This is a genomic window from Buttiauxella gaviniae ATCC 51604, assembly GCF_001654835.1.
Classification (GTDB): domain Bacteria; phylum Pseudomonadota; class Gammaproteobacteria; order Enterobacterales; family Enterobacteriaceae; genus Buttiauxella; species Buttiauxella gaviniae.
Window position 1 is genome coordinate 49,333 of sequence record NZ_LXEP01000034.1, and the last position, 18,542, is coordinate 67,874.

The following is an 18,542-nucleotide window of genomic DNA, read 5'->3' on the forward strand; positions in this document are numbered from 1 at the left end:
AATAATTAGCTCACTGAGTTTTTTATTTTCTCAATGACGAAGTGATGCTCAGGCATATTCGCAGCACCTTCTCGTTCAACGGCTAAAGAGGCAAATGCACTGGCGTAGTTGAGTGCGGTTGAAAGGCTAAGGCCACAAGCAAGCTGAGCGGCTAGCGCGCCATTAAAGGCATCTCCTGCGCCAGCAGTATCAATGTTGACTGCAGGGTAGGCTGGAACTTGACGATGTTGTTTGCCATCGTAGAACCAGCAACCTTGGCTCCCAAGCGTGATAATGACAATTTGCGGCCCCATTTGGTGGATAGCTTCCGCAGCACGGAGGATCTCTTCATTTGTCCGAATAGAGGTGGCTGTGATGGATTCGGCTTCGGTCAAATTAGGTGTTGCAATGCTTACCCATGGCAGCATGTCGCGCACTTCCTCGCGCCACGGGGCCGGGTTAAAAATGGTGGTTATTCCACAAGAGTGGGCAAATTTTAGGGCTAGTGCGGTTGCATCTGGGTTATTTTCCATATGAGTTAGGAAAACATTGGATTTCTTGATAGCACCGTAGCAACTGATGATTTCATCTGCGGTAAAGGTCTGATTTGCACCAGGGTTGATGATAATGGCGTTATCACCCGCCTCTTCAGACACCATGACAACAGCACTTCCGGTAGGAGTCTCGGGTTGGGTAAAAAGAGTTAATGCTTCGAAGCCGAAATTGTTAAGGAATTGTTGTGCTTTAGCGGCGAAATCATCGTTACCTACCTTTGCGACAAAATCTGTTCGTACGCCCGCCATACAGGCTGCAATAGCCTGGTTACTTCCTTTCCCCCCAGGTAAGCAACATGAATACAGGGCTCGGGTGGTTTCACCAGAGCAAGGGAAATTTTGCAAGCGGTATACCAGATCCGTATTGAATGAACCTAAAACAAATACTTTTCCCGTATTTTCAGGGGAAAGTACAGTCATATCAAATGAGTTAATTTTCATATTTGTATGTAGATAAGGTTGGTTATTTTTATAAAGAGCGGATTCTTTAGTGCTGAGTAGAACAGCACCACCATAACGCGGTCGAATCATTCCCGTTAATTCCAGCTCCTTAATATCCCGGCGTATTGTCCTTTCTGTAACGTTTAGTATTTTTGCAAGCTCTTTAATTTTTACGGATTGATTCTTCTTTATTTCTGAAAGGATATATTTCTGGCGCTGTTGATTATAGGGTCCGAACATAATGAAGAACCTCAATTGCTATTGGTGTCTGGTGAATAACCCCCCCCGCATAAAATACGTGCGAAATCGTAATGGCGTGTTTTTAATAACATTAAAAAGTTATTGATTCAGGTGGGTTGTTTTATATTGGCATCCTCTATTTTTTATTGTTTGGTGTATATCCATAGTATATAAAAATCTAAATGATTGACTGTGGAGGAAATCACATAAAAAATGAACAATCGGACATTATGTCCGATTCATGATTAGATTAATGTATTGATTAATTTTTATAAAAATCGGTTAATTATTGATTCAAATAATAGAATGCTTTTTGATAGGGAAATGTTTTGGAGAGCAGGCAATGCGGGGAGATGAGTCTCCCCGCATTGGAGGATTGGATTTACGCCGCCAGAACTCTATCTAATGCTTTTTGTGCGACCACTAAATGCTGGCCGCCAAAAAGAATCGCCCGGTTAAGTAGGGTATAGAGTTGATAGACCGGTTGGCGTAGGAGGAAATCAGTGGGAAGAGGGGATATCGACTGGTAACCGTCATAGATTTGCGGTGGTTGATCAGGATGCAATGGCAACATTGCCAGGTCGCATTCACGATCTCCCCAGTAACACGCCGGGTCGTAAATAAATGGACCATCAGGCCCCATTGCGCAATTTCCTGACCACAAATCACCATGTAGCAATGATGGCTGCGGCTGGTGGGAGGCAAGTGTTTGGTGTACAAAATCAACGATAAGATCGATATCACCAAATTGGATCCCTTTTTCAGCTGCGAGTTCTAACTGCCAGCCAATGCGTTGCTCCGCAAAAAAAGTTGACCAGCGTCGTTGCCAGGCATTGGGTTGAGGGGTAGTGGAAAGATCATTATCAAAATCGAGGCCAAATTGCGGTTGTTCGCTCCATAGATGCAACCGTGCCAGCTGTTGCCCCAGCAAAAAGGCGTTATGCGCATCCAGCGGTTTTGATGGCATGTATTCGAGCAGCAGGAAGCTGTAATCGCGATCGCTGCCAACCGCCCAGACTTTAGGTACGCGTACCGTATTGCTGCGCGAAAGTAACTCAAGCTGGTCGGCTTCAGCAGTGAAGATGGGTAACATTTCACGCGCATCGCTTTTGACAAAGATCTCATGACCGGCATAGTGAATTCGCCATGCGGCATGTATTTCTCCGCCGGGTAATTCCGTGCGTTGTTCAATTTCAGCAGTGCCGAGTTGTTCACTTAACAGACGACTAATAGCTTGCCACATGATGCTTCTCCCCAGGTTTTCTGGTAGATCATTAGCTTACCGCTGTTAACCAGGTCAAACTTCGAACTGACGCACATCCCCGGTCATGATATTTAAAACAAGGTTATTTACTTTCTTGTAGCCAGTTTTCCCATGTTGTTACTGACACTTCGGGTTCGATACCCAGTGCTAACTGGCCAAGGCCACGGGATAACTCTTCAACTTCTGTCTGGCTTGATGTGCTTATTAACCCAAAAGTATTGATACCTAACTCGTGAATTTTCCCTTCGTCATCTGACATAGTGAGCAAAAAACCGCCGCGTGTCAGTTGGTTATTAAGCTCGTTAAGATCCGTGAGATTATTTTCCTGGAACTTAAATGTGACAACATAGTGCACGATGTCTCCGCTACTCATTATTCACCTCATTGTTATCCCAAAGGTTTTAGCATAGTTGATCTATATGAAATGGCGACTTTTGGCGAAACGACAAGCCACCATTCAGGATTTAGTCGCTAACTACGCAAGTAATTGTAGATTTTTTGCGTATTTTCCAGTGAGCACAAACGAGTGCCATGATTTAGGGTGGCAGCACTACCTGCGGCGACACCGAAACGAACCATATCTAATAAAGGTGCGCCTTCCGCCAGTTTCAATGTCATTGCTCCGACCATGCTATCGCCTGCGCCAACCGTACTTTGGCTTTTGACTGGCGGTGGAACAACTTGCACACAACCGCTGGCATCAACACCAAGAGCACCTTGTGGACCAAGAGAAACCACCACGCGTTTCGCTTTGCCACTGTCGACAATCTCTTGTGCAGCTTGGCGCACATCGTCAGGCTGAGTGAGATCACGGTTTACTAATGCACTGAGTTCTTTTTGGTTTGGTTTAACCAACTCAATATTGCCGATTTCAAGGGTTGCTTTTAAGGCTTCGCCAGAGCTATCCACGATGCAGCGGATTCCTGCTTTTTGAGCTGCTTTTACTAATGCGCAAAGTTTAGAAACGTTAATACCTGGTGGGAGACTGCCACTAATAACCAGAATGGCTTCGGGTTCAATGGACAATATTTTTTCTTCGAGCAAACGGAATTCATCATCGGTGAGTGCGGCTCCTGGCATCACAAAACGATACTGTTCGCCAGTTGATTCCGCATGAACATGTAAGTTTTGTCGAGTCCAGTCGCATGCATTAACAGTATCAATAGCGACATGTTCATCAAGCAGGAGGGCACAAAGGTGTTCCCCGGTCGCGCCACCGGAAGGAAATATGGCTGTTGCCTGGCCTCCCAAATGCACAATCGCACGTGCAACGTTAATGCCGCCACCGCCAGGTTCAAACACTGGAGCGGTGCAACGGAGTTTTCCCTCCGGGTAAATTTGTGCGGTTAATGTTGCACTATCGAGTGAGGGAGCAAGTGTCAATGTATAAATCCGAGCCATATATCCTCCTTAATTTAGCGTTGGGTTAAAGCGTAGCACTGTTTTAGCCCAAAGAATGTCAATTAACACAATGATTTATCAAATGATTTGTAAAAAGCAATAGAACACTATGTTTATGAAAATAAAGATGTTTTAAGAGCTCTCTTATTCAAAAAATGAAAGAAGAATTCATTGCTATGTTATTCGGGCTTTTTTATAATTTGTAACCTTTCTTGGCTCATAATTATTTGATCCACAGAAGAGATTCCGGAACCTTGATGGTTTCTTTTTATGTTGTACGGACGATTAAATGAATTTAGTTAAGACAGTACCGGCTGCAATTTTGCTGACCGGAAGTGCGCTATTGAGTCACTTTGCAATTGCAGATAATTCGGTTTTCACTGTCATGGATGACCCATCTACCGCTAAGAAACCGTTCGAAGGTAACCTGAATGCGGGTTATCTTGCGCAATCAGGTAACACCACAAGCTCTTCGTTGACTGCGGACACCAACATGACCTGGTACGACACCTCTACCGCGTGGTCACTTTGGGGTAATGCAAACAACACGTCCTCTAACGATGAGCGCTCTTCTGAGACTTATGCTGCTGGTGGTCGTAGCCGTTACAACATGACTGATAGCGATTATCTATTTGGTCAGGCAAGCTGGTTAACAGACCGCTACAACGGATATCAGTCGCGTGATGTGCTGACCGCAGGTTATGGTCGTCAGTTCCTCAGTGGCCCGGTACACAGTCTGCGTGTGGAATTTGGTCCTGGCGTGCGTTATGACGAGTACACAGATGGCGGGCATAAGACCCAGCCGCTGGGTTATGCGTCAGGTATCTATAACTGGCAACTGACCGATAACGCCAAATTTATCCAGGGTGTTTCTGTGCTGGGTAGTCAGGATACGACGGTAAACTCTGAAACTGCTCTTGAAGTTGCAATCAATGAGCACTTTGGTTTGCGGGTTGGCTACAACGTTACCTGGAACTCAAATCCACCTGATTCAGCTCCAGAGCATACAGATAGACGTACCGCAGTTACTCTTGGTTATAAGATGTAATTGGCAAAGCCGGGTAACTCCCGGCTTTAATGTTTTATTTTATCACTATGTGCTAATATTATTTTGGTCCATGGTTTTGTTTTAAATAAAATCAAATATGCCTGCTTTTCCTTCATAATCTCTCCACAATCTATCACTTCGACATATATTCAGTATCTTTGAAACTCTTTGACAAATAAATTGACTGGGAAAAAGTGTGATCTGGATCTACTCTTATTTGGTGTAAGGCAATATGCCTGCTGGTCCACTAAATAAGAGAATAATGAATATGAAAACAATTAAATATACCGCTGCAGCAGTCGTACTTTCTGTGATTTCATTTGGTGCATTTGCAGCTCAACCTGCAACTACCACCACTTTAACAAGCACTACAGCCACCACGCAGACAGCACCATCTAATACATGGCATGCCACTGATATTGAAGCTGGTTCAAATATCCAGCCGGGCGCTCAGTCAACTGGCCGTTCAATGGATGATGCTTTTGATGTCCATACCTTGGTTGCTGGCGAGTGGTATTAATAACTAACCAGTGATGTTTAGTTTTCATTTATACGAACTTGCTAATTGATCGCTCATTTTTCAAATTCGTATGAAATAAAAAACCGGAGCAAGATGCCCGGTTTTTTATTTTCCTAATCTTATAAACCGATAATGTAATTATTGGTCAGCGCAATGTTTAGAAAATCTTATTAGTTTCATTTGCATCTTTTTCGAGAATACAAACGTATTTTCACTGATAGTTGCGTGAAAAAATGGGGATAAAACAGTCAGTTAATATTACCGGTATCAAGATGATTCTGGACTGCGAAACGCGACATACCCTCCTTAAAGTGATAGTATTCTCAACCGTAGTGAAGTTGTGAACCGCACATTCACGCAGGAATTGTGGACCCGGCCTTGCAATTGTAGGCGAGAAGGTGACGCAACCTATTGAAACTAAAGTAAAATACATGTTGCATGTGATCTTACGTGTGGGTCACCACTGCAGATAAGGACTTATTAATGCCTGTTATTACTCTTCCTGATGGCAGCCAACGCCATTACGACCATGCTGTTAGCCCGCTGGATGTAGCCCTGGACATCGGTCCTGGCCTTGCAAAAGCGTGTATCGCTGGCCGTGTTGATGGCGAACTGGTTGATGCATCTGATGTTATTGAGCACGATGCTAAACTCGCGATTATCACCGTTAAAGATGAAGCTGGCCTGGAGATTCTCCGCCACTCATGCGCCCACTTATTGGGTCATGCCATCAAACAACTGTGGCCGCACACTAAAATGGCGATTGGCCCGGTTATTGATAACGGTTTTTACTACGACGTTGACATTGACCACACGCTGACGCAGGAAGATCTTGAGCTGCTCGAGAAGCGTATGCACGAGCTGGCTGAGAAAGATTACGATGTCATCAAGAAGAAAGTGAGCTGGCACGAAGCCCGCGAAACTTTCGTCAACCGTGGCGAAAGCTACAAGGTTGCGATTCTTGATGAAAACATCAGCCATGATGATAAGCCTGGTCTGTATCATCATGAAGAATACGTTGATATGTGCCGTGGTCCGCACGTACCGAATATGCGTTTCTGCCATCATTTCAAACTGCAGAAAACATCTGGTGCATACTGGCGTGGCGACAGCAGCAACAAAATGCTGCAACGTATTTATGGCACCGCGTGGGCAGATAAAAAGCAACTGAATGCATATCTGCAACGCCTGGAAGAAGCCTCTAAACGTGACCACCGTAAAATTGGTAAGCAACTCGACCTGTATCATATGCAGGAAGAGGCGCCAGGTATGGTGTTCTGGCATAATGACGGCTGGACTATCTTCCGTGAGTTGGAGGTGTTTGTACGCTCCAAACTCAAAGAGTACCAGTATCAGGAAGTGAAAGGCCCGTTCATGATGGACCGTGTGCTGTGGGAAAAAACCGGCCACTGGGACAACTATAAAGATGCGATGTTTACTACTTCTTCCGAGAACCGTGAATACTGCATCAAGCCAATGAACTGCCCAGGTCACGTGCAGATCTTTAACCAGGGTCTGAAGTCTTACCGCGACCTGCCATTACGTATGGCTGAGTTTGGTAGCTGTCACCGTAACGAGCCGTCAGGCGCGTTGCATGGCCTGATGCGCGTTCGTGGTTTTACTCAGGACGATGCTCACGTATTCTGTACCGAAGAGCAGGTTCGCGATGAAGTGAACAGCTGTATCCGCATGGTCTATGACATGTACAGCACCTTCGGTTTTGAAAAAATCGTTGTGAAGCTGTCTACCCGCCCGGAAAAACGCATCGGTACCGACGAAATGTGGGATCGTGCAGAGGCGGATTTGGCCGTAGCGCTGCAAGAAAATAATATACCGTTTGATTATCAACCGGGTGAGGGTGCATTCTATGGCCCTAAAATTGAATTTACCCTGTATGACTGCCTGGATCGTGCATGGCAGTGCGGCACTGTACAGCTGGACTTCTCTTTACCATCACGCCTGAACGCGTCTTATATCGGCGAAAGTAACGAACGCCTGGTTCCGGTAATGATTCACCGTGCAATTCTCGGGTCAATGGAACGTTTCATTGGTATCCTTACCGAAGAATTTGCGGGCTTCTTCCCAACCTGGCTTGCGCCGGTACAAGCAGTGGTCATGAATATCACTGATGGACAGTCTGATTACGTCGAAGAATTGACCCGTAAACTGCAAAATGCAGGCATTCGTGTAAAAGCAGACTTGAGAAATGAGAAGATTGGCTTTAAAATCCGTGAACACACGTTGCGTCGTGTCCCTTACATGTTAGTTTGTGGCGATAAAGAGGTCGAAGCAGGCAAAGTTGCCGTTCGTACCCGTCGTGGCAAAGATTTGGGGAGCATGGACGTAAACGAATTGATTGAAAAACTGCAGAATGAAATTCGCAGTCGCAATCTTAATCAACTAGAGGAATAGAGTTATTAAAGGCGGAAAAAGAGTTCAACCGGCGCGTCCTAATCGCATAAACAGAGAAATTCGTGCCACAGAAGTTCGTCTGACAGGCTTAGACGGCGAACCTATTGGTATTGTCAGTCTGAATGAAGCTTTAGAAAAAGCCGAGGAGGCTGGGGTTGATTTAGTTGAAATCAGTCCTAATGCTGAACCGCCTGTTTGTCGCATTATGGATTACGGCAAATTCCTCTACGAAAAAAGCAAATCTTCTAAGGAACAGAAGAAAAAGCAAAAAGTTATTCAGGTCAAGGAAATCAAATTCCGACCTGGTACCGATGATGGCGACTATCAGGTAAAACTCCGCAGCCTGGTTCGCTTTCTGGAAGAGGGTGATAAAGCTAAAATCACACTGCGTTTCCGCGGTCGTGAAATGGCTCACCAACAGATTGGCATGGAAGTGCTTAACCGCGTCCGTGACGATCTGAGTGAACTGGCAGTCGTCGAATCCTTCCCATCGAAGATCGAAGGCCGCCAGATGATCATGGTGCTCGCTCCGAAGAAGAAACAGTAAGGCCATCAAGTAACAGTTCTCGCGAGGTTTCGGCCTCGTGAGTTTTGTTCGCCTTCTGGTTCGTTTTATTAACAATGCGAAGTGGAAAGTTATTAAATGCCAAAGATTAAAACTGTACGCGGCGCCGCTAAGCGCTTCAAAAAGACCGCCGGTGGTGGTTTTAAGCGTAAGCACGCTAACCTGCGTCATATTCTGACTAAAAAGTCTACTAAGCGTAAACGTCACCTGCGTCCGAAAGGTATGGTCTCCAAAGGGGATCTGGGCCTGGTCATCGCTTGCCTGCCGTACGCATAAGTAGCACTTTTTAATTAATTCAGAATATAGAACAGGAGAGCTAATATGGCTCGCGTAAAACGTGGTGTTATCGCACGTGCTCGTCACAAAAAAATCCTTAAACAAGCCAAAGGCTACTACGGTGCGCGTTCACGCGTATACCGCGTTGCTTTCCAGGCTGTTATCAAAGCTGGCCAATACGCTTACCGTGACCGTCGTCAACGTAAACGTCAATTCCGTCAGCTGTGGATTGCACGTATCAATGCTGCAGCTCGTCAGAACGGGATCTCTTACAGCAAATTCATCAATGGCTTGAAAAAAGCTTCTGTTGAAATCGACCGTAAGATCTTGGCTGACATCGCCGTATTCGACAAAGTGGCATTTACTGCACTAGTTGAAAAAGCGAAAGCAGCTCTGGCGTAAGCCAGTTATTAGAGGGAGCTTGCTCCCTCTTTTAATTTCTAACGGTAATGTTTAACACTGCTCAATAAGGTAACTGCAAGCATGAATGCTGCTATTTTCCGTTTCTTTTTTTACTTTAGCACCTGAACTAGGGGGCTTTGCGCGTAAGAAAAGAAACGAAAAATAGCGCCGAAAGCCTCCATTAGGAGGCTTTTTTTTTGCATCCTTTTTTATCTTTGTATACGGATCAACTACCCCGGTAATTATGCCGGCATAAGAGGAATACCATGCCACATCTCGCAGAGCTGGTTGCCAACGCAACGGCCGCCATAAACGAGGCCCAGGATGTTGCCGCGTTAGACAACGTACGCGTCGAGTATTTAGGGAAAAAAGGTCATCTGACCCTCCAGATGACCACCCTGCGTGAATTGCCAGCAGAAGAGCGCCCAGCTGCGGGTGCAGTAATTAACGAAGCCAAAGAGAAAGTGCAGGAAGCATTGAATGCTCGCAAAAATGCACTTGAAAGTGCGGCACTGAATGCTCGCCTGGCCGAAGAAACTATCGATATCTCACTGCCTGGCCGCCGTGTTGAAAATGGTGGTTTGCATCCAGTTACTCGCACCATCGACCGTATTGAAAGCTTCTTTGGTGAGTTAGGCTTCACCGTAGCTACTGGCCCGGAAATCGAAGATGACTACCACAACTTTGATGCACTGAATATCCCAGGCCATCACCCAGCTCGTGCTGACCACGATACATTCTGGTTCGATGCAACTCGTTTACTGCGCACCCAGACTTCTGGCGTTCAGATTCGCACGATGAAAGACAAGCAGCCGCCGATTCGTATTATCGCGCCGGGCCGGGTGTATCGTAACGACTACGATCAGACACACACGCCAATGTTCCATCAGATGGAAGGCTTGATTGTTGATACCAATATCAACTTCGCCAACCTGAAAGGCACGATTCACGATTTCCTGAACAACTTCTTCGAAGCTGATTTGCAGATTCGTTTCCGCCCGTCCTACTTCCCGTTCACCGAACCATCCGCAGAAGTTGATGTAATGGGTAAAAATGGTAAATGGCTGGAAGTATTAGGCTGCGGCATGGTGCATCCGAACGTTCTGCGTAACGTTGGTATCGACCCAGAAGTTTATTCAGGCTTTGCTTTCGGTATGGGCATGGAACGTTTAACCATGCTGCGCTACGGCGTAACCGATTTGCGTGCATTCTTCGAAAATGATTTACGTTTCCTCAAACAGTTTAAATAAGGGCGGGATATCCAATGAAATTCAGTGAACTCTGGTTACGCGAATGGGTAAACCCAGCCAACAGTAGTGAAGAGCTTTCCGGTCAAATTACTATGGCTGGTCTTGAAGTTGATGGTGTTGATGCCGTTGCGGGCGAATTCAACGGTGTGGTTGTGGGTGAAGTGGTTGAGTGCGGCCAACATCCAAACGCTGACAAATTGCGTGTAACAAAAGTTAATGTCGGTGGCGACCGTCTGTTAGACATCGTTTGTGGTGCACCAAATTGCCGTCAGGGCCTGAAGGTTGCTGTGGCAACCGTTGGTGCTGTGTTGCCTGGCGATTTCAAAATTAAAGCTGCAAAACTGCGTGGGGAGCCATCAGAAGGCATGCTCTGCTCATTCTCCGAGCTGGGTATTTCCGATGACCATAACGGTATTATTGAGCTGCCGCTGGATGCGCCGATTGGTACTGACATCCGCGAATACCTGAAGCTTGACGACAACACTATCGAAATCAGCGTAACGCCAAACCGTGCCGATTGCCTCGGTATCATCGGTGTTGCCCGTGATGTTGCGGTTGTGAACCAACTGCCATTAAACGTGCCAGAAATAGTTACTGTCGCGGCGTCTATTACCGACACGCTGCCAATTCGTGTCGATGCGCCTGAAGCATGTCCACGTTACTTGGGTCGTGTGGTTAAAGGTATCAACGTCAAAGCGCCTACGCCGCTGTGGATGAAAGAAAAACTGCGTCGTTGCGGTATTCGTTCTATCGATGCGGTAGTTGACGTAACTAACTACGTGCTGCTGGAACTCGGCCAACCGATGCATGCGTTCGATAAAGACCGCATTGAAGGTGGCATCGTTGTACGTATGGCAGAAGAGGGCGAAACCCTGACACTGCTTGATGGTAACGAAGCGAAGTTGAATGCCGATACTCTGGTCATTGCTGACCACAACAAAGCGCTGGCAATGGGCGGCATCTTTGGTGGTGAACATTCTGGTGTGAATGATGAAACCCAGAACGTACTGCTTGAGTGCGCATTCTTCAGCCCACTGTCTATTACCGGCCGCGCGCGCCGCCATGGCTTGCATACCGATGCTTCTCATCGTTATGAGCGTGGTGTGGATTCAGCGTTGCAGTACAAAGCAATGGAACGTGCTACTCGTCTGTTGATCGATATCTGTGGCGGTGAAGCAGGCCCGGTAATTGATGTGACTAATGAAGCACATCTGCCAAAAGCTGCCACAATTACTCTGCGTCGCAGCAAGCTGGACCGTCTGATTGGCTATCATATTGCAGATGTACAGGTTGGTGATATTCTGCGTCGTCTGGGCTGCGAAGTGACTGAAGGTGATAACCAGTGGACGGCAGTGGCTCCAAGCTGGCGCTTTGATATGCAGATTGAAGAAGATCTGGTTGAAGAAGTGGCGCGCGTTTATGGTTACAACAGCATTCCTAACGAGCCTGTTCAAGCGGGTCTGATCATGGGTACTCACCGTGAAGCTGACCTTTCGCTCAAGCGTGTGAAAACAATGCTGGTCGATAAAGGCTACCAGGAAGTGATCACCTACAGCTTTGTTGATCCTAAAGTTCAACAACTGTTGCACCCGGGTGAAGAAAATCTGATTTTGCCAAGCCCAATTTCCAGCGAAATGTCAGCAATGCGTTTGTCCCTGCTGACCGGTCTGCTCAATACAGTGGTTTATAACCAAAACCGCCAGCAGGCGCGTGTGCGCATCTTTGAGTCAGGTTTACGCTTTGTTCCTGATACGCAGGCAGACCTGGGTATTCGTCAGGATCTTATGCTGGCTGGTGCGATCTGTGGTAACCGCTACGAAGAGCATTGGGATCTGGCGCGTAACACCGTCGACTTCTATGATTTGAAGGGCGATCTGGAAGCAGTTCTGGATCTGACCGGTAAACTTTCAGACATCGAATTTAAAGCAGCAAGCAACCCAGCCTTGCATCCTGGCCAAAGTGCTGCCATTTATTTAGGTGGGGAATACGTTGGTTTCATTGGTGTTGTGCACCCGGAACTTGAACGTAAGCTTTCACTCAATGGTCGTACACTGGTGTTCGAAGTACTGTGGAACAAGCTTGCAGACCGCGCTGTGCCTGAGTCTAAAGAGATTTCTCGTTTCCCTGCGAACCGTCGTGACATTGCAGTTGTGGTTGCAGAAAACGTTCCCGCAGCAGATATTTTGGCAGAGTGTAAGAAAGTTGGCGCAAATCAGGTAGTTGGCGTAAACTTGTTTGATGTGTACCGTGGTAAAGGTGTAGCCGAAGGTTATAAGAGCCTTGCCATAAGCCTTATCCTGCAGGATACGGGCCGTACACTCGAAGAAGAGGAGATGGCCGCTACCGTTGCAAAATGTGTAGAGGCATTAAAAGAGCGATTCCAGGCATCATTGAGGGATTGAACGTATGGCGCTTACAAAAGCTGAAATGTCAGAATATCTGTTTGATAAGCTAGGGCTTAGCAAACGTGATGCTAAAGAGTTGGTAGAACTGTTTTTCGAAGAGATCCGTCGCGCTTTGGAAAACGGCGAGCAGGTTAAACTATCAGGCTTTGGTAATTTTGACTTACGCGATAAAAACCAACGTCCCGGGCGTAACCCGAAGACTGGTGAAGATATTCCTATCACGGCACGCCGTGTAGTGACCTTCCGACCTGGTCAGAAGTTGAAGAGTAGGGTTGAAAACGCGTCGCCGAAAGACGAGTAACCTGAATTAACCAAAAAGGCCGCTTTAGCGGCCTTTTTCTTTGCTTAAAATCCAGCAATTCATCTCATTTTAATGCTGCAGCAAGAACTATCTCTATGCCAGATTCGCAATTTGCGTCGCCATATCATCCAGTAACTGGAAGCGGCGACGATATTCCGCCCGTTTCTTACTGGCGATGCTCTCAAGAGTTTTTCGTTCCAACTGCAAAGGAAGCTGCCAACGGCATGCGTTGTTTTTTACACCTTCAATGGATTGCCAGAAATCATCATAACTTGCGTGGAAATGGCGGCCTTTACTTAACCGGTAACGCAACGCCCGGAAGACATGACCATTATCGCTGACGCCATAAACGCTGGAAATTCCGCTCCGGGCTGCAAATTGCCAGATAAACTCCATCAGCAGACGTTTAGGGAACAGACCATAGCAGGCTCGTGTTGCCTGCTTTATTACCTCATGAGGTACTTCCCGTCTTGGCCCCTGTAGGCCACCAATTACAAGCTGCCATTGGTCTTTGGCGCGTAAAACGCTAAAAGTGAGGCTGGCGAGCACGTGTTGGTTGCCGTCCCGAAGCCACAGTGTACTTTCCCCTTCACGTTCGGCACTTCCTGCACAAGAAGACGAGAGCGAAAAATGACTGTCATCTTTTCCTGTAAGGGTCACCAGTTTTTTTTCTTGTCCCGCAATTAATGCGCCGGCCAACTGCTTCGATGATAATGAGTCCACGAACTGATAATGCCCGATCACCGCATCAGCACGTTGGTTGGCGTTTAATCCCCGAACTAAATATTGACGATGTGGTTTACTTGGTAATGTTATTTGCGCCTTTAACATCTGCTCAAAATCAGGTCGCAGTGCAAGACTCTCAAGCATCCGGCGAGTGGGTGAGTAGAAGAGGGCAGTGCGCATCATAAATTTAAGTCGATAATTACGCTTATGCCATATTGCACCCGGGCGCAGTTTTCCTGTAATGAGATCAGAAATAAGGTTTCTGTCGGGAGTTCGCAGATATGTATTTTGCAGAGTGTTGTCAGACACGGTAATTACCTTTCCTTGAATTTTTATTTATTTTAATCCCTGCAGTCTGCAATGATCACGCCTTGCCTCCTTATAATCACACTTCGTTTATTCTCGATTTAATATTCTTAATGCCTATGATAAACAATGGTTATTTATTAAATAATTACAAAGCTAATTATGACGTGGTGGGGTTTTATGATCACTGTGGTTGGTTATATATGGTAGTGAAGCCATCCGTGCTATTTCCTCCGTAAATTATTATCTATTTACCTTTCATATATTATTACGAGCGTAGAATAGAAGAAATCTCACGCGCAGACCCGCGCGCTTCCTTTAGCGCTTGTCGAATGTAGGAAACTCCCCGTAAAATCAGTTGCATGAATTCTCTCTCATCGGATCTTTCCAAGCAGATGCTCACTTTTGTCGCTCAACAACGCCGCCACGAACGCCGTTGGCTACTTGCATTGTTTGCCACAATGTTGGGGATGGTGGTGCTGAGTTTAAGCGCCGGGGACCAGTGGTTTGCTCCTCAACACTGGATGCGTGAGGATGCACAGTTGTTCATCTGGCAGATCCGTATGCCCCGTACCTTAGCAGTGCTCTTGGTTGGCGCGGCATTGGCGATTTCTGGCACCATTATGCAGGCACTTTTCGAAAACCCACTGGCCGAACCTGGCCTGCTTGGTGTCTCCAATGGTGCAGGTGTTGCGCTGGTAGCAGCGGTATTACTTGGACAAGGGATGTTGCCAGATTGGATTCTGGGTATTTGCGCGATCGCCGGTGCGCTGATTATCACTTTTATCCTGCTGCGTTTCTCGCGGCGCCATCTTTCTAATAGCCGATTGCTGCTTGCAGGTGTGGCCCTGGGGATTATCTGTAGCGCGCTGATGACCTGGGCTATCTATTTCAGTTCAAGCCTCGACTTACGCCAGTTAATGTATTGGATGATGGGTGGTTTTGGAGGTGTAGACTGGCGGCAATGGTGGCTGATGATAACTCTGCTTCCGGTGATGCTGTGGTTATGTCGGAACTATGCACCATTAAACTTAATGGCGTTGGGTGAAATGTCAGCTCGTCAGCTAGGTCTGCCTGTCTGGTTGTGGCGCAATATTATGGTTATTGCAACAGGCTGGTTGGTAGGTGTGAGCGTGGCACTTGCCGGCGCTATTGGTTTTATCGGCCTGGTCATCCCGCATATGCTGCGTCTGAAGGGGTTAACGGATCATCGTATTTTATTGCCTGCCAGTGCGCTGGCTGGAGCAACAGTGTTGCTTGGCGCTGATGTCATTGCACGTCTGGCGTTGGTTTCAGCCGAATTGCCGATAGGTGTTGTGACAGCAACGCTGGGCGCTCCGCTATTTATATGGCTACTATTAAAGGCTGGTAAGTAAAGTGTCTGTAATAAAAGGCTTATTTTTTTACCCAGCTTATCTTGGGACACTATGGGGGCTTGCTTAACCCAGCTTCTCATTCAGCATGCCTATCTGATCATTATTCATTGTGGCAATCCATTTTGAATAAATCATGTAGACCATCTGTGCATTTTCATGCCCCATCTGACTGGCTATAAACGATGGGTTTGCACCAGCGGATAACAGCCAGCATGCATACGTATGCCTGGAGTGGTAAGGAGAGCGATGCCTGATGCCAGCTCTCTCCATTGCTCGCTCCCATGATCCTTTTATTGTATTCGAAGAATAATGGCCGCTCTTACTGGCACCCTCATGGCGAGGAACAAAGCAAAAACTCAGCGTCTGTTTTTCATGCTTCCCTCGCTCGCGGTGGTGAAATGTTATTTCAGTCGCTTCCATGTGTCCAGTGAGTAGGAACTGTCGCTTAAGAGCCTCCAGCGCAGGCTTAAGCAATTGAACAGTTCTGTTCCCCGCATGAGTTTTGGGTGGACCAAATTGCTTGGTTAAGGTGATAGTTCGTTTAACGTGAACCTCACCTGCATTCAGATCAACATCCTGCCATGACAAACCGGTTAACTCTCCATGCCGTAGCCCGCTAAACACTGCAAATTCCCACAAATTAAGCGATTGACCAGTCAGGAAAAGCTTTAGTTCTTCAAACTCATTCTTAAGCAACGGATCTGGATCAATCTGTGATTTTTTCAAACTTTTGACGTTTTCATAGGGTGTGTGACTAATGTAATTACTCATATGTGCAAATTTCAGCATTCTGCAAAGTTGAGCCATGAAACCATTAACTGTCCTCACGGTTCTATTTCCCTTCAGGCGAGACTTTAGCTCCCCTTCGAGAAGTTTCTTACGCCAAATTAATATGTCGTTGTGCTGAATGTCTTCCAGGCGGGTGTGCGAGCCTATTAGACGCTGCAGTAACCCGCTAACGGATTTTGTCACAAGCATGGTCGATGGGCTGATCTCAATCTCTTTCACATCATGAAAGGCGTCACATAGCTCCCCAAATGTAGAAACGCTTTTAACAGGAGAGCAGAACCGGGTTAATGATTTACTCTCCGGGAAGCGTTCTTCATACCTGAAGGTGCCAAATTGAATTTCGCTACAAATTAATGCTCTCAGATTTCCTGCTTTTTTAATATTCGAATTATTGACTACCCAACCCTTCAATATTTCCCTGCAGCGCGTTCCACGATAATTAAAAGAGATCCTGATTTTGCCACTGTGGATCTCTACGCCGGTTGGCAAACTTGCCATCAAGCCTCCGCTATAAATAAATTAATCCTGGGAAAGTTGTACCAAAGAAGGCCTTTTGCTGATGTCGCATCACCATCGGCAGTTACGCGCTTAAAGTGAATACCCTCAATCCAGCCTTTGTGGCGGTAGCTTTTAATTTGCCCACATGACAGACCTGTCCTGTCAGCAAGTCGAGCCTCAACCACCCATTCTTCGTTAAAAACGACCTGTGCCATGATTCACCTCATGACCGACCTGCACTGTAATTTACAGGTCGGTATAAAACTGATTAATGAAAATCACTGTATTTAACGATGTCCGGGTATCGTTACCGCCAGCCACTACCGATCCCGTTTCTGCCTGGCGCATGCCCTATATGGAATTTGTGGCAGAACTGACAGCGGTAGGCTCGCATTTGCCCCTGGTGGCCATAACGACGGTGAAGCATCTTTATCGCTATAAACGCACCTTCCAGACTAGGGTGCCGCAGCTTTCCATCGCATTGCTTACGACGCAGCCGGCGCTTACTGGACATTTTTGCCACGCTTAGGCTTGCGCTCTGACTCAATGGCGATGCATTGAAAATCTGTCACTGACACGTACTCTTCAGCGGTTTTTCCGGCTTCTTTAGCCCGGGAGAACTTCTTTTCGCACTGAGCGCTGGTGAGCGGTTCCTTCGAGTTACAAGTCCACGCAACAGGCAGTCCACCAGACTTCAGGATGGTTGCAGTTATTTTGCACATGATGCTTGCACTCCTTTACCCAGGTCACTCAATGCAACGTGCTTTAGTCGACGCTGTATTTCGTCAAACAGACCAAATCCCTGACGATTTGTTTCGGTACCAATAGCTGTGAAAATGTCGCCCACCGTGATTTGATTGAGCGGGCGTGTCAGGCGATAGCCGCCTCCAGGGCCACGCACTGATTCAATAAGCTTCGCTCCTCGCAGTTTTGTAGCCAATTGCTCCAGGTAACTGACCGATAAGTTGATCTCTACAGATATACTGGCGAGGGTATGAACTTCATCAGTTAGCGCCAGTAGTAAAGCCAGTGCGGCATCGTGCTTAGATGCTATTTTCATTCGCTCACCCCGGAATCAATTGACGACGCCACGAGAACAGCCATCTCTGCAATTTCATCGAAAACACCGAAGCAGGCTGGGTTAGCGCAAAATCCCTGAACAGCTGCAATAGTTAGCTGCTGGCGATAGGTGAGACCAGCTGAAGTGGTGGCGTGAACTGCCTGAGCATGAATTTCTTCTGGCTCCGGGCGAGGCTTTACCTTAATAACGGGTTTCTCGATGACTGCCGGTGCGGGTAGTTCGGTACGCAACTCCGTAATAGCATCCAGGGCAACTATCTGGCGCTTTGCTTCATTATCAGACCATGCATCGAGAATGCTGGTGGCCACGTGATGAATTTCTTCGTCGCTAAATCCTGGTGACAAGAGATCTTCTGTTGCGATGATATCCGCGAGAAGAAGCAGGGATATTTCAGCGATAAGATGACCAGTGCAGATAACGACGCCTTCAGCTTCATCTTTACCCATGACATTGGTGTAACCGGAAAGCAGGGCGTTAATCGGGTGACAAATTTCAATCTCCCGGTCGTTCATCAACACGCGGGCATCTTCAGGGCCTACTTCCTGCGTCGGTTCGCCATCACCAGCTGCATTTTCTGCCAACTTGCCATCTTCTGAGCTGTCAGTGACCAGAACATCTGCTGTGTTCTGCGGGCTCTGTTCGGGCGCATTTTCATTGTTGTCTGTTACCTGTAATTTTATGCCACACGCTGCAGCGACAATTTCGGCA

21 protein-coding genes, 1 pseudogene and 1 other annotated feature are annotated in these 18,542 nt (G+C 46.9%); of the genes and pseudogenes, 12 read left to right on the top strand and 10 right to left on the bottom strand.

Features of this window, described 5'->3' with window-relative positions:
• Positions 1-5: 5 nt before the first annotated feature.
• The 4 genes from M977_RS19540 to pfkB all read right to left on the bottom strand — a co-directional run bounded on the left by M977_RS19540 (position 6) and on the right by pfkB (position 3,879).
• On the bottom strand, positions 6-1,214 hold the full coding sequence (locus M977_RS19540) for a PfkB family carbohydrate kinase (RefSeq protein ID WP_064518244.1): 1,209 nt from the start codon (positions 1,212-1,214) through the stop codon (positions 6-8).
• A 382-nt stretch (positions 1,215-1,596) separates the two neighbouring features.
• Complete coding sequence (locus tag M977_RS19545) at positions 1,597-2,457, bottom strand: fructosamine kinase family protein (RefSeq protein ID WP_064518246.1); 861 nt, start codon at positions 2,455-2,457, stop codon at positions 1,597-1,599.
• A gap of 103 nt (positions 2,458-2,560) precedes the next feature.
• Complete coding sequence (gene ghoS / locus M977_RS19550) at positions 2,561-2,851, bottom strand: type V toxin-antitoxin system endoribonuclease antitoxin GhoS (protein WP_064518248.1); 291 nt, start codon at positions 2,849-2,851, stop codon at positions 2,561-2,563.
• 98 nt (positions 2,852-2,949) lie between these two features.
• Positions 2,950-3,879, bottom strand: a complete 930-nt coding sequence (gene pfkB, locus M977_RS19555) for a 6-phosphofructokinase II (RefSeq protein ID WP_064518250.1) — start codon at positions 3,877-3,879, stop codon at positions 2,950-2,952.
• Between the two features lie 289 nt (positions 3,880-4,168).
• Here pfkB and M977_RS19560 point away from each other — a divergent pair, with 289 nt between their 5' ends.
• The 10 genes from M977_RS19560 (at position 4,169) to ihfA (ending at position 13,058) form a co-directional block, all read left to right on the top strand.
• Entirely contained in the window at positions 4,169-4,927 is a 759-nt protein-coding gene (locus M977_RS19560; protein WP_064518253.1) for a DUF481 domain-containing protein, read from the top strand.
• A gap of 268 nt (positions 4,928-5,195) precedes the next feature.
• Complete coding sequence (locus M977_RS19565; protein WP_064518279.1) at positions 5,196-5,447, top strand: YdgH/BhsA/McbA family protein; 252 nt, start codon at positions 5,196-5,198, stop codon at positions 5,445-5,447.
• Positions 5,448-5,930: 483 nt separating this feature from the next.
• Positions 5,931-7,859, top strand: a complete 1,929-nt coding sequence (gene thrS / locus M977_RS19570; RefSeq protein ID WP_064518256.1) for a threonine--tRNA ligase — start codon at positions 5,931-5,933, stop codon at positions 7,857-7,859.
• Between the two features lie 4 nt (positions 7,860-7,863).
• Positions 7,864-8,406: a translation initiation factor IF-3 gene (infC, locus tag M977_RS19575; protein ID WP_074392078.1), complete on the top strand. Its 543-nt coding sequence runs from the start codon at positions 7,864-7,866 to the stop codon at positions 8,404-8,406.
• A 96-nt stretch (positions 8,407-8,502) separates the two neighbouring features.
• Positions 8,503-8,700: a 50S ribosomal protein L35 gene (gene rpmI / locus M977_RS19580; RefSeq protein ID WP_005968897.1), complete on the top strand. Its 198-nt coding sequence runs from the start codon at positions 8,503-8,505 to the stop codon at positions 8,698-8,700.
• 45 nt (positions 8,701-8,745) lie between these two features.
• A complete protein-coding gene (gene rplT / locus M977_RS19585; RefSeq protein WP_000124850.1) occupies positions 8,746-9,102 on the top strand; it encodes a 50S ribosomal protein L20 in 357 nt (118 codons plus the stop codon).
• A gap of 76 nt (positions 9,103-9,178) precedes the next feature.
• Positions 9,179-9,301: a sequence feature (Phe leader region), on the top strand.
• Positions 9,184-9,228: a pheST operon leader peptide PheM gene (gene pheM, locus M977_RS25305; RefSeq protein ID WP_001386830.1), complete on the top strand. Its 45-nt coding sequence runs from the start codon at positions 9,184-9,186 to the stop codon at positions 9,226-9,228. It overlaps the preceding feature by 45 nt.
• 67 nt (positions 9,302-9,368) lie before the next feature.
• Positions 9,369-10,352, top strand: coding sequence for a phenylalanine--tRNA ligase subunit alpha (pheS, locus tag M977_RS19590; RefSeq protein WP_034455974.1), 984 nt, complete (start codon positions 9,369-9,371; stop codon positions 10,350-10,352).
• Positions 10,353-10,366: 14 nt separating this feature from the next.
• Entirely contained in the window at positions 10,367-12,754 is a 2,388-nt protein-coding gene (gene pheT, locus M977_RS19595; RefSeq protein ID WP_064518260.1) for a phenylalanine--tRNA ligase subunit beta, read from the top strand.
• 4 nt (positions 12,755-12,758) lie between these two features.
• Complete coding sequence (gene ihfA / locus M977_RS19600; RefSeq protein ID WP_001229265.1) at positions 12,759-13,058, top strand: integration host factor subunit alpha; 300 nt, start codon at positions 12,759-12,761, stop codon at positions 13,056-13,058.
• A gap of 93 nt (positions 13,059-13,151) precedes the next feature.
• Here the strand turns inward: ihfA and M977_RS19605 are convergent, their stop codons facing one another.
• The gene (locus M977_RS19605; RefSeq protein ID WP_064518262.1) at positions 13,152-14,093 is read right to left on the bottom strand and encodes a VirK/YbjX family protein; all 942 of its coding nucleotides are present in this window, start codon (positions 14,091-14,093) and stop codon (positions 13,152-13,154) included.
• A gap of 392 nt (positions 14,094-14,485) precedes the next feature.
• On the opposite strand from M977_RS19605, the gene btuC reads away from it, so the two are divergent.
• Entirely contained in the window at positions 14,486-15,466 is a 981-nt protein-coding gene (btuC, locus tag M977_RS19610) for a vitamin B12 ABC transporter permease BtuC (RefSeq protein WP_064553914.1), read from the top strand.
• Between the two features lie 63 nt (positions 15,467-15,529).
• On the opposite strand, the gene M977_RS19615 is transcribed toward btuC, so the two are convergent.
• On the bottom strand, positions 15,530-16,753 hold the full coding sequence (locus M977_RS19615) for a site-specific integrase (RefSeq protein WP_064518267.1): 1,224 nt from the start codon (positions 16,751-16,753) through the stop codon (positions 15,530-15,532).
• On the bottom strand, positions 16,753-16,968 hold the full coding sequence (gene xisR / locus M977_RS19620) for an excisionase family protein (protein ID WP_064518269.1): 216 nt from the start codon (positions 16,966-16,968) through the stop codon (positions 16,753-16,755). The genes M977_RS19615 and xisR overlap by 1 nt, the downstream gene beginning before the upstream one ends.
• A gap of 56 nt (positions 16,969-17,024) precedes the next feature.
• Here xisR and M977_RS25310 point away from each other — a divergent pair, with 56 nt between their 5' ends.
• Positions 17,025-17,282, top strand: a complete 258-nt coding sequence (locus tag M977_RS25310; RefSeq protein ID WP_157092092.1) for a hypothetical protein — start codon at positions 17,025-17,027, stop codon at positions 17,280-17,282.
• On the opposite strand, the gene M977_RS19625 is transcribed toward M977_RS25310, so the two are convergent.
• From M977_RS19625 to M977_RS25525, 3 genes and pseudogenes are all read right to left on the bottom strand, one after another.
• The gene (locus M977_RS19625; protein WP_064518273.1) at positions 17,257-17,475 is read right to left on the bottom strand and encodes a DUF1187 family protein; all 219 of its coding nucleotides are present in this window, start codon (positions 17,473-17,475) and stop codon (positions 17,257-17,259) included. The two genes, M977_RS25310 and M977_RS19625, sit on opposite strands and share 26 nt — an antisense overlap.
• Positions 17,463-17,813, bottom strand: a complete 351-nt coding sequence (locus M977_RS19630) for an RrF2 family transcriptional regulator (RefSeq protein ID WP_064518275.1) — start codon at positions 17,811-17,813, stop codon at positions 17,463-17,465. Before M977_RS19630 ends, M977_RS19625 begins: the two co-directional genes overlap by 13 nt.
• Positions 17,810-18,542: pseudogene (locus M977_RS25525) on the bottom strand (hypothetical protein); the annotation flags it as partial. The pseudogene M977_RS25525 and the gene M977_RS19630, both read right to left, overlap by 4 nt.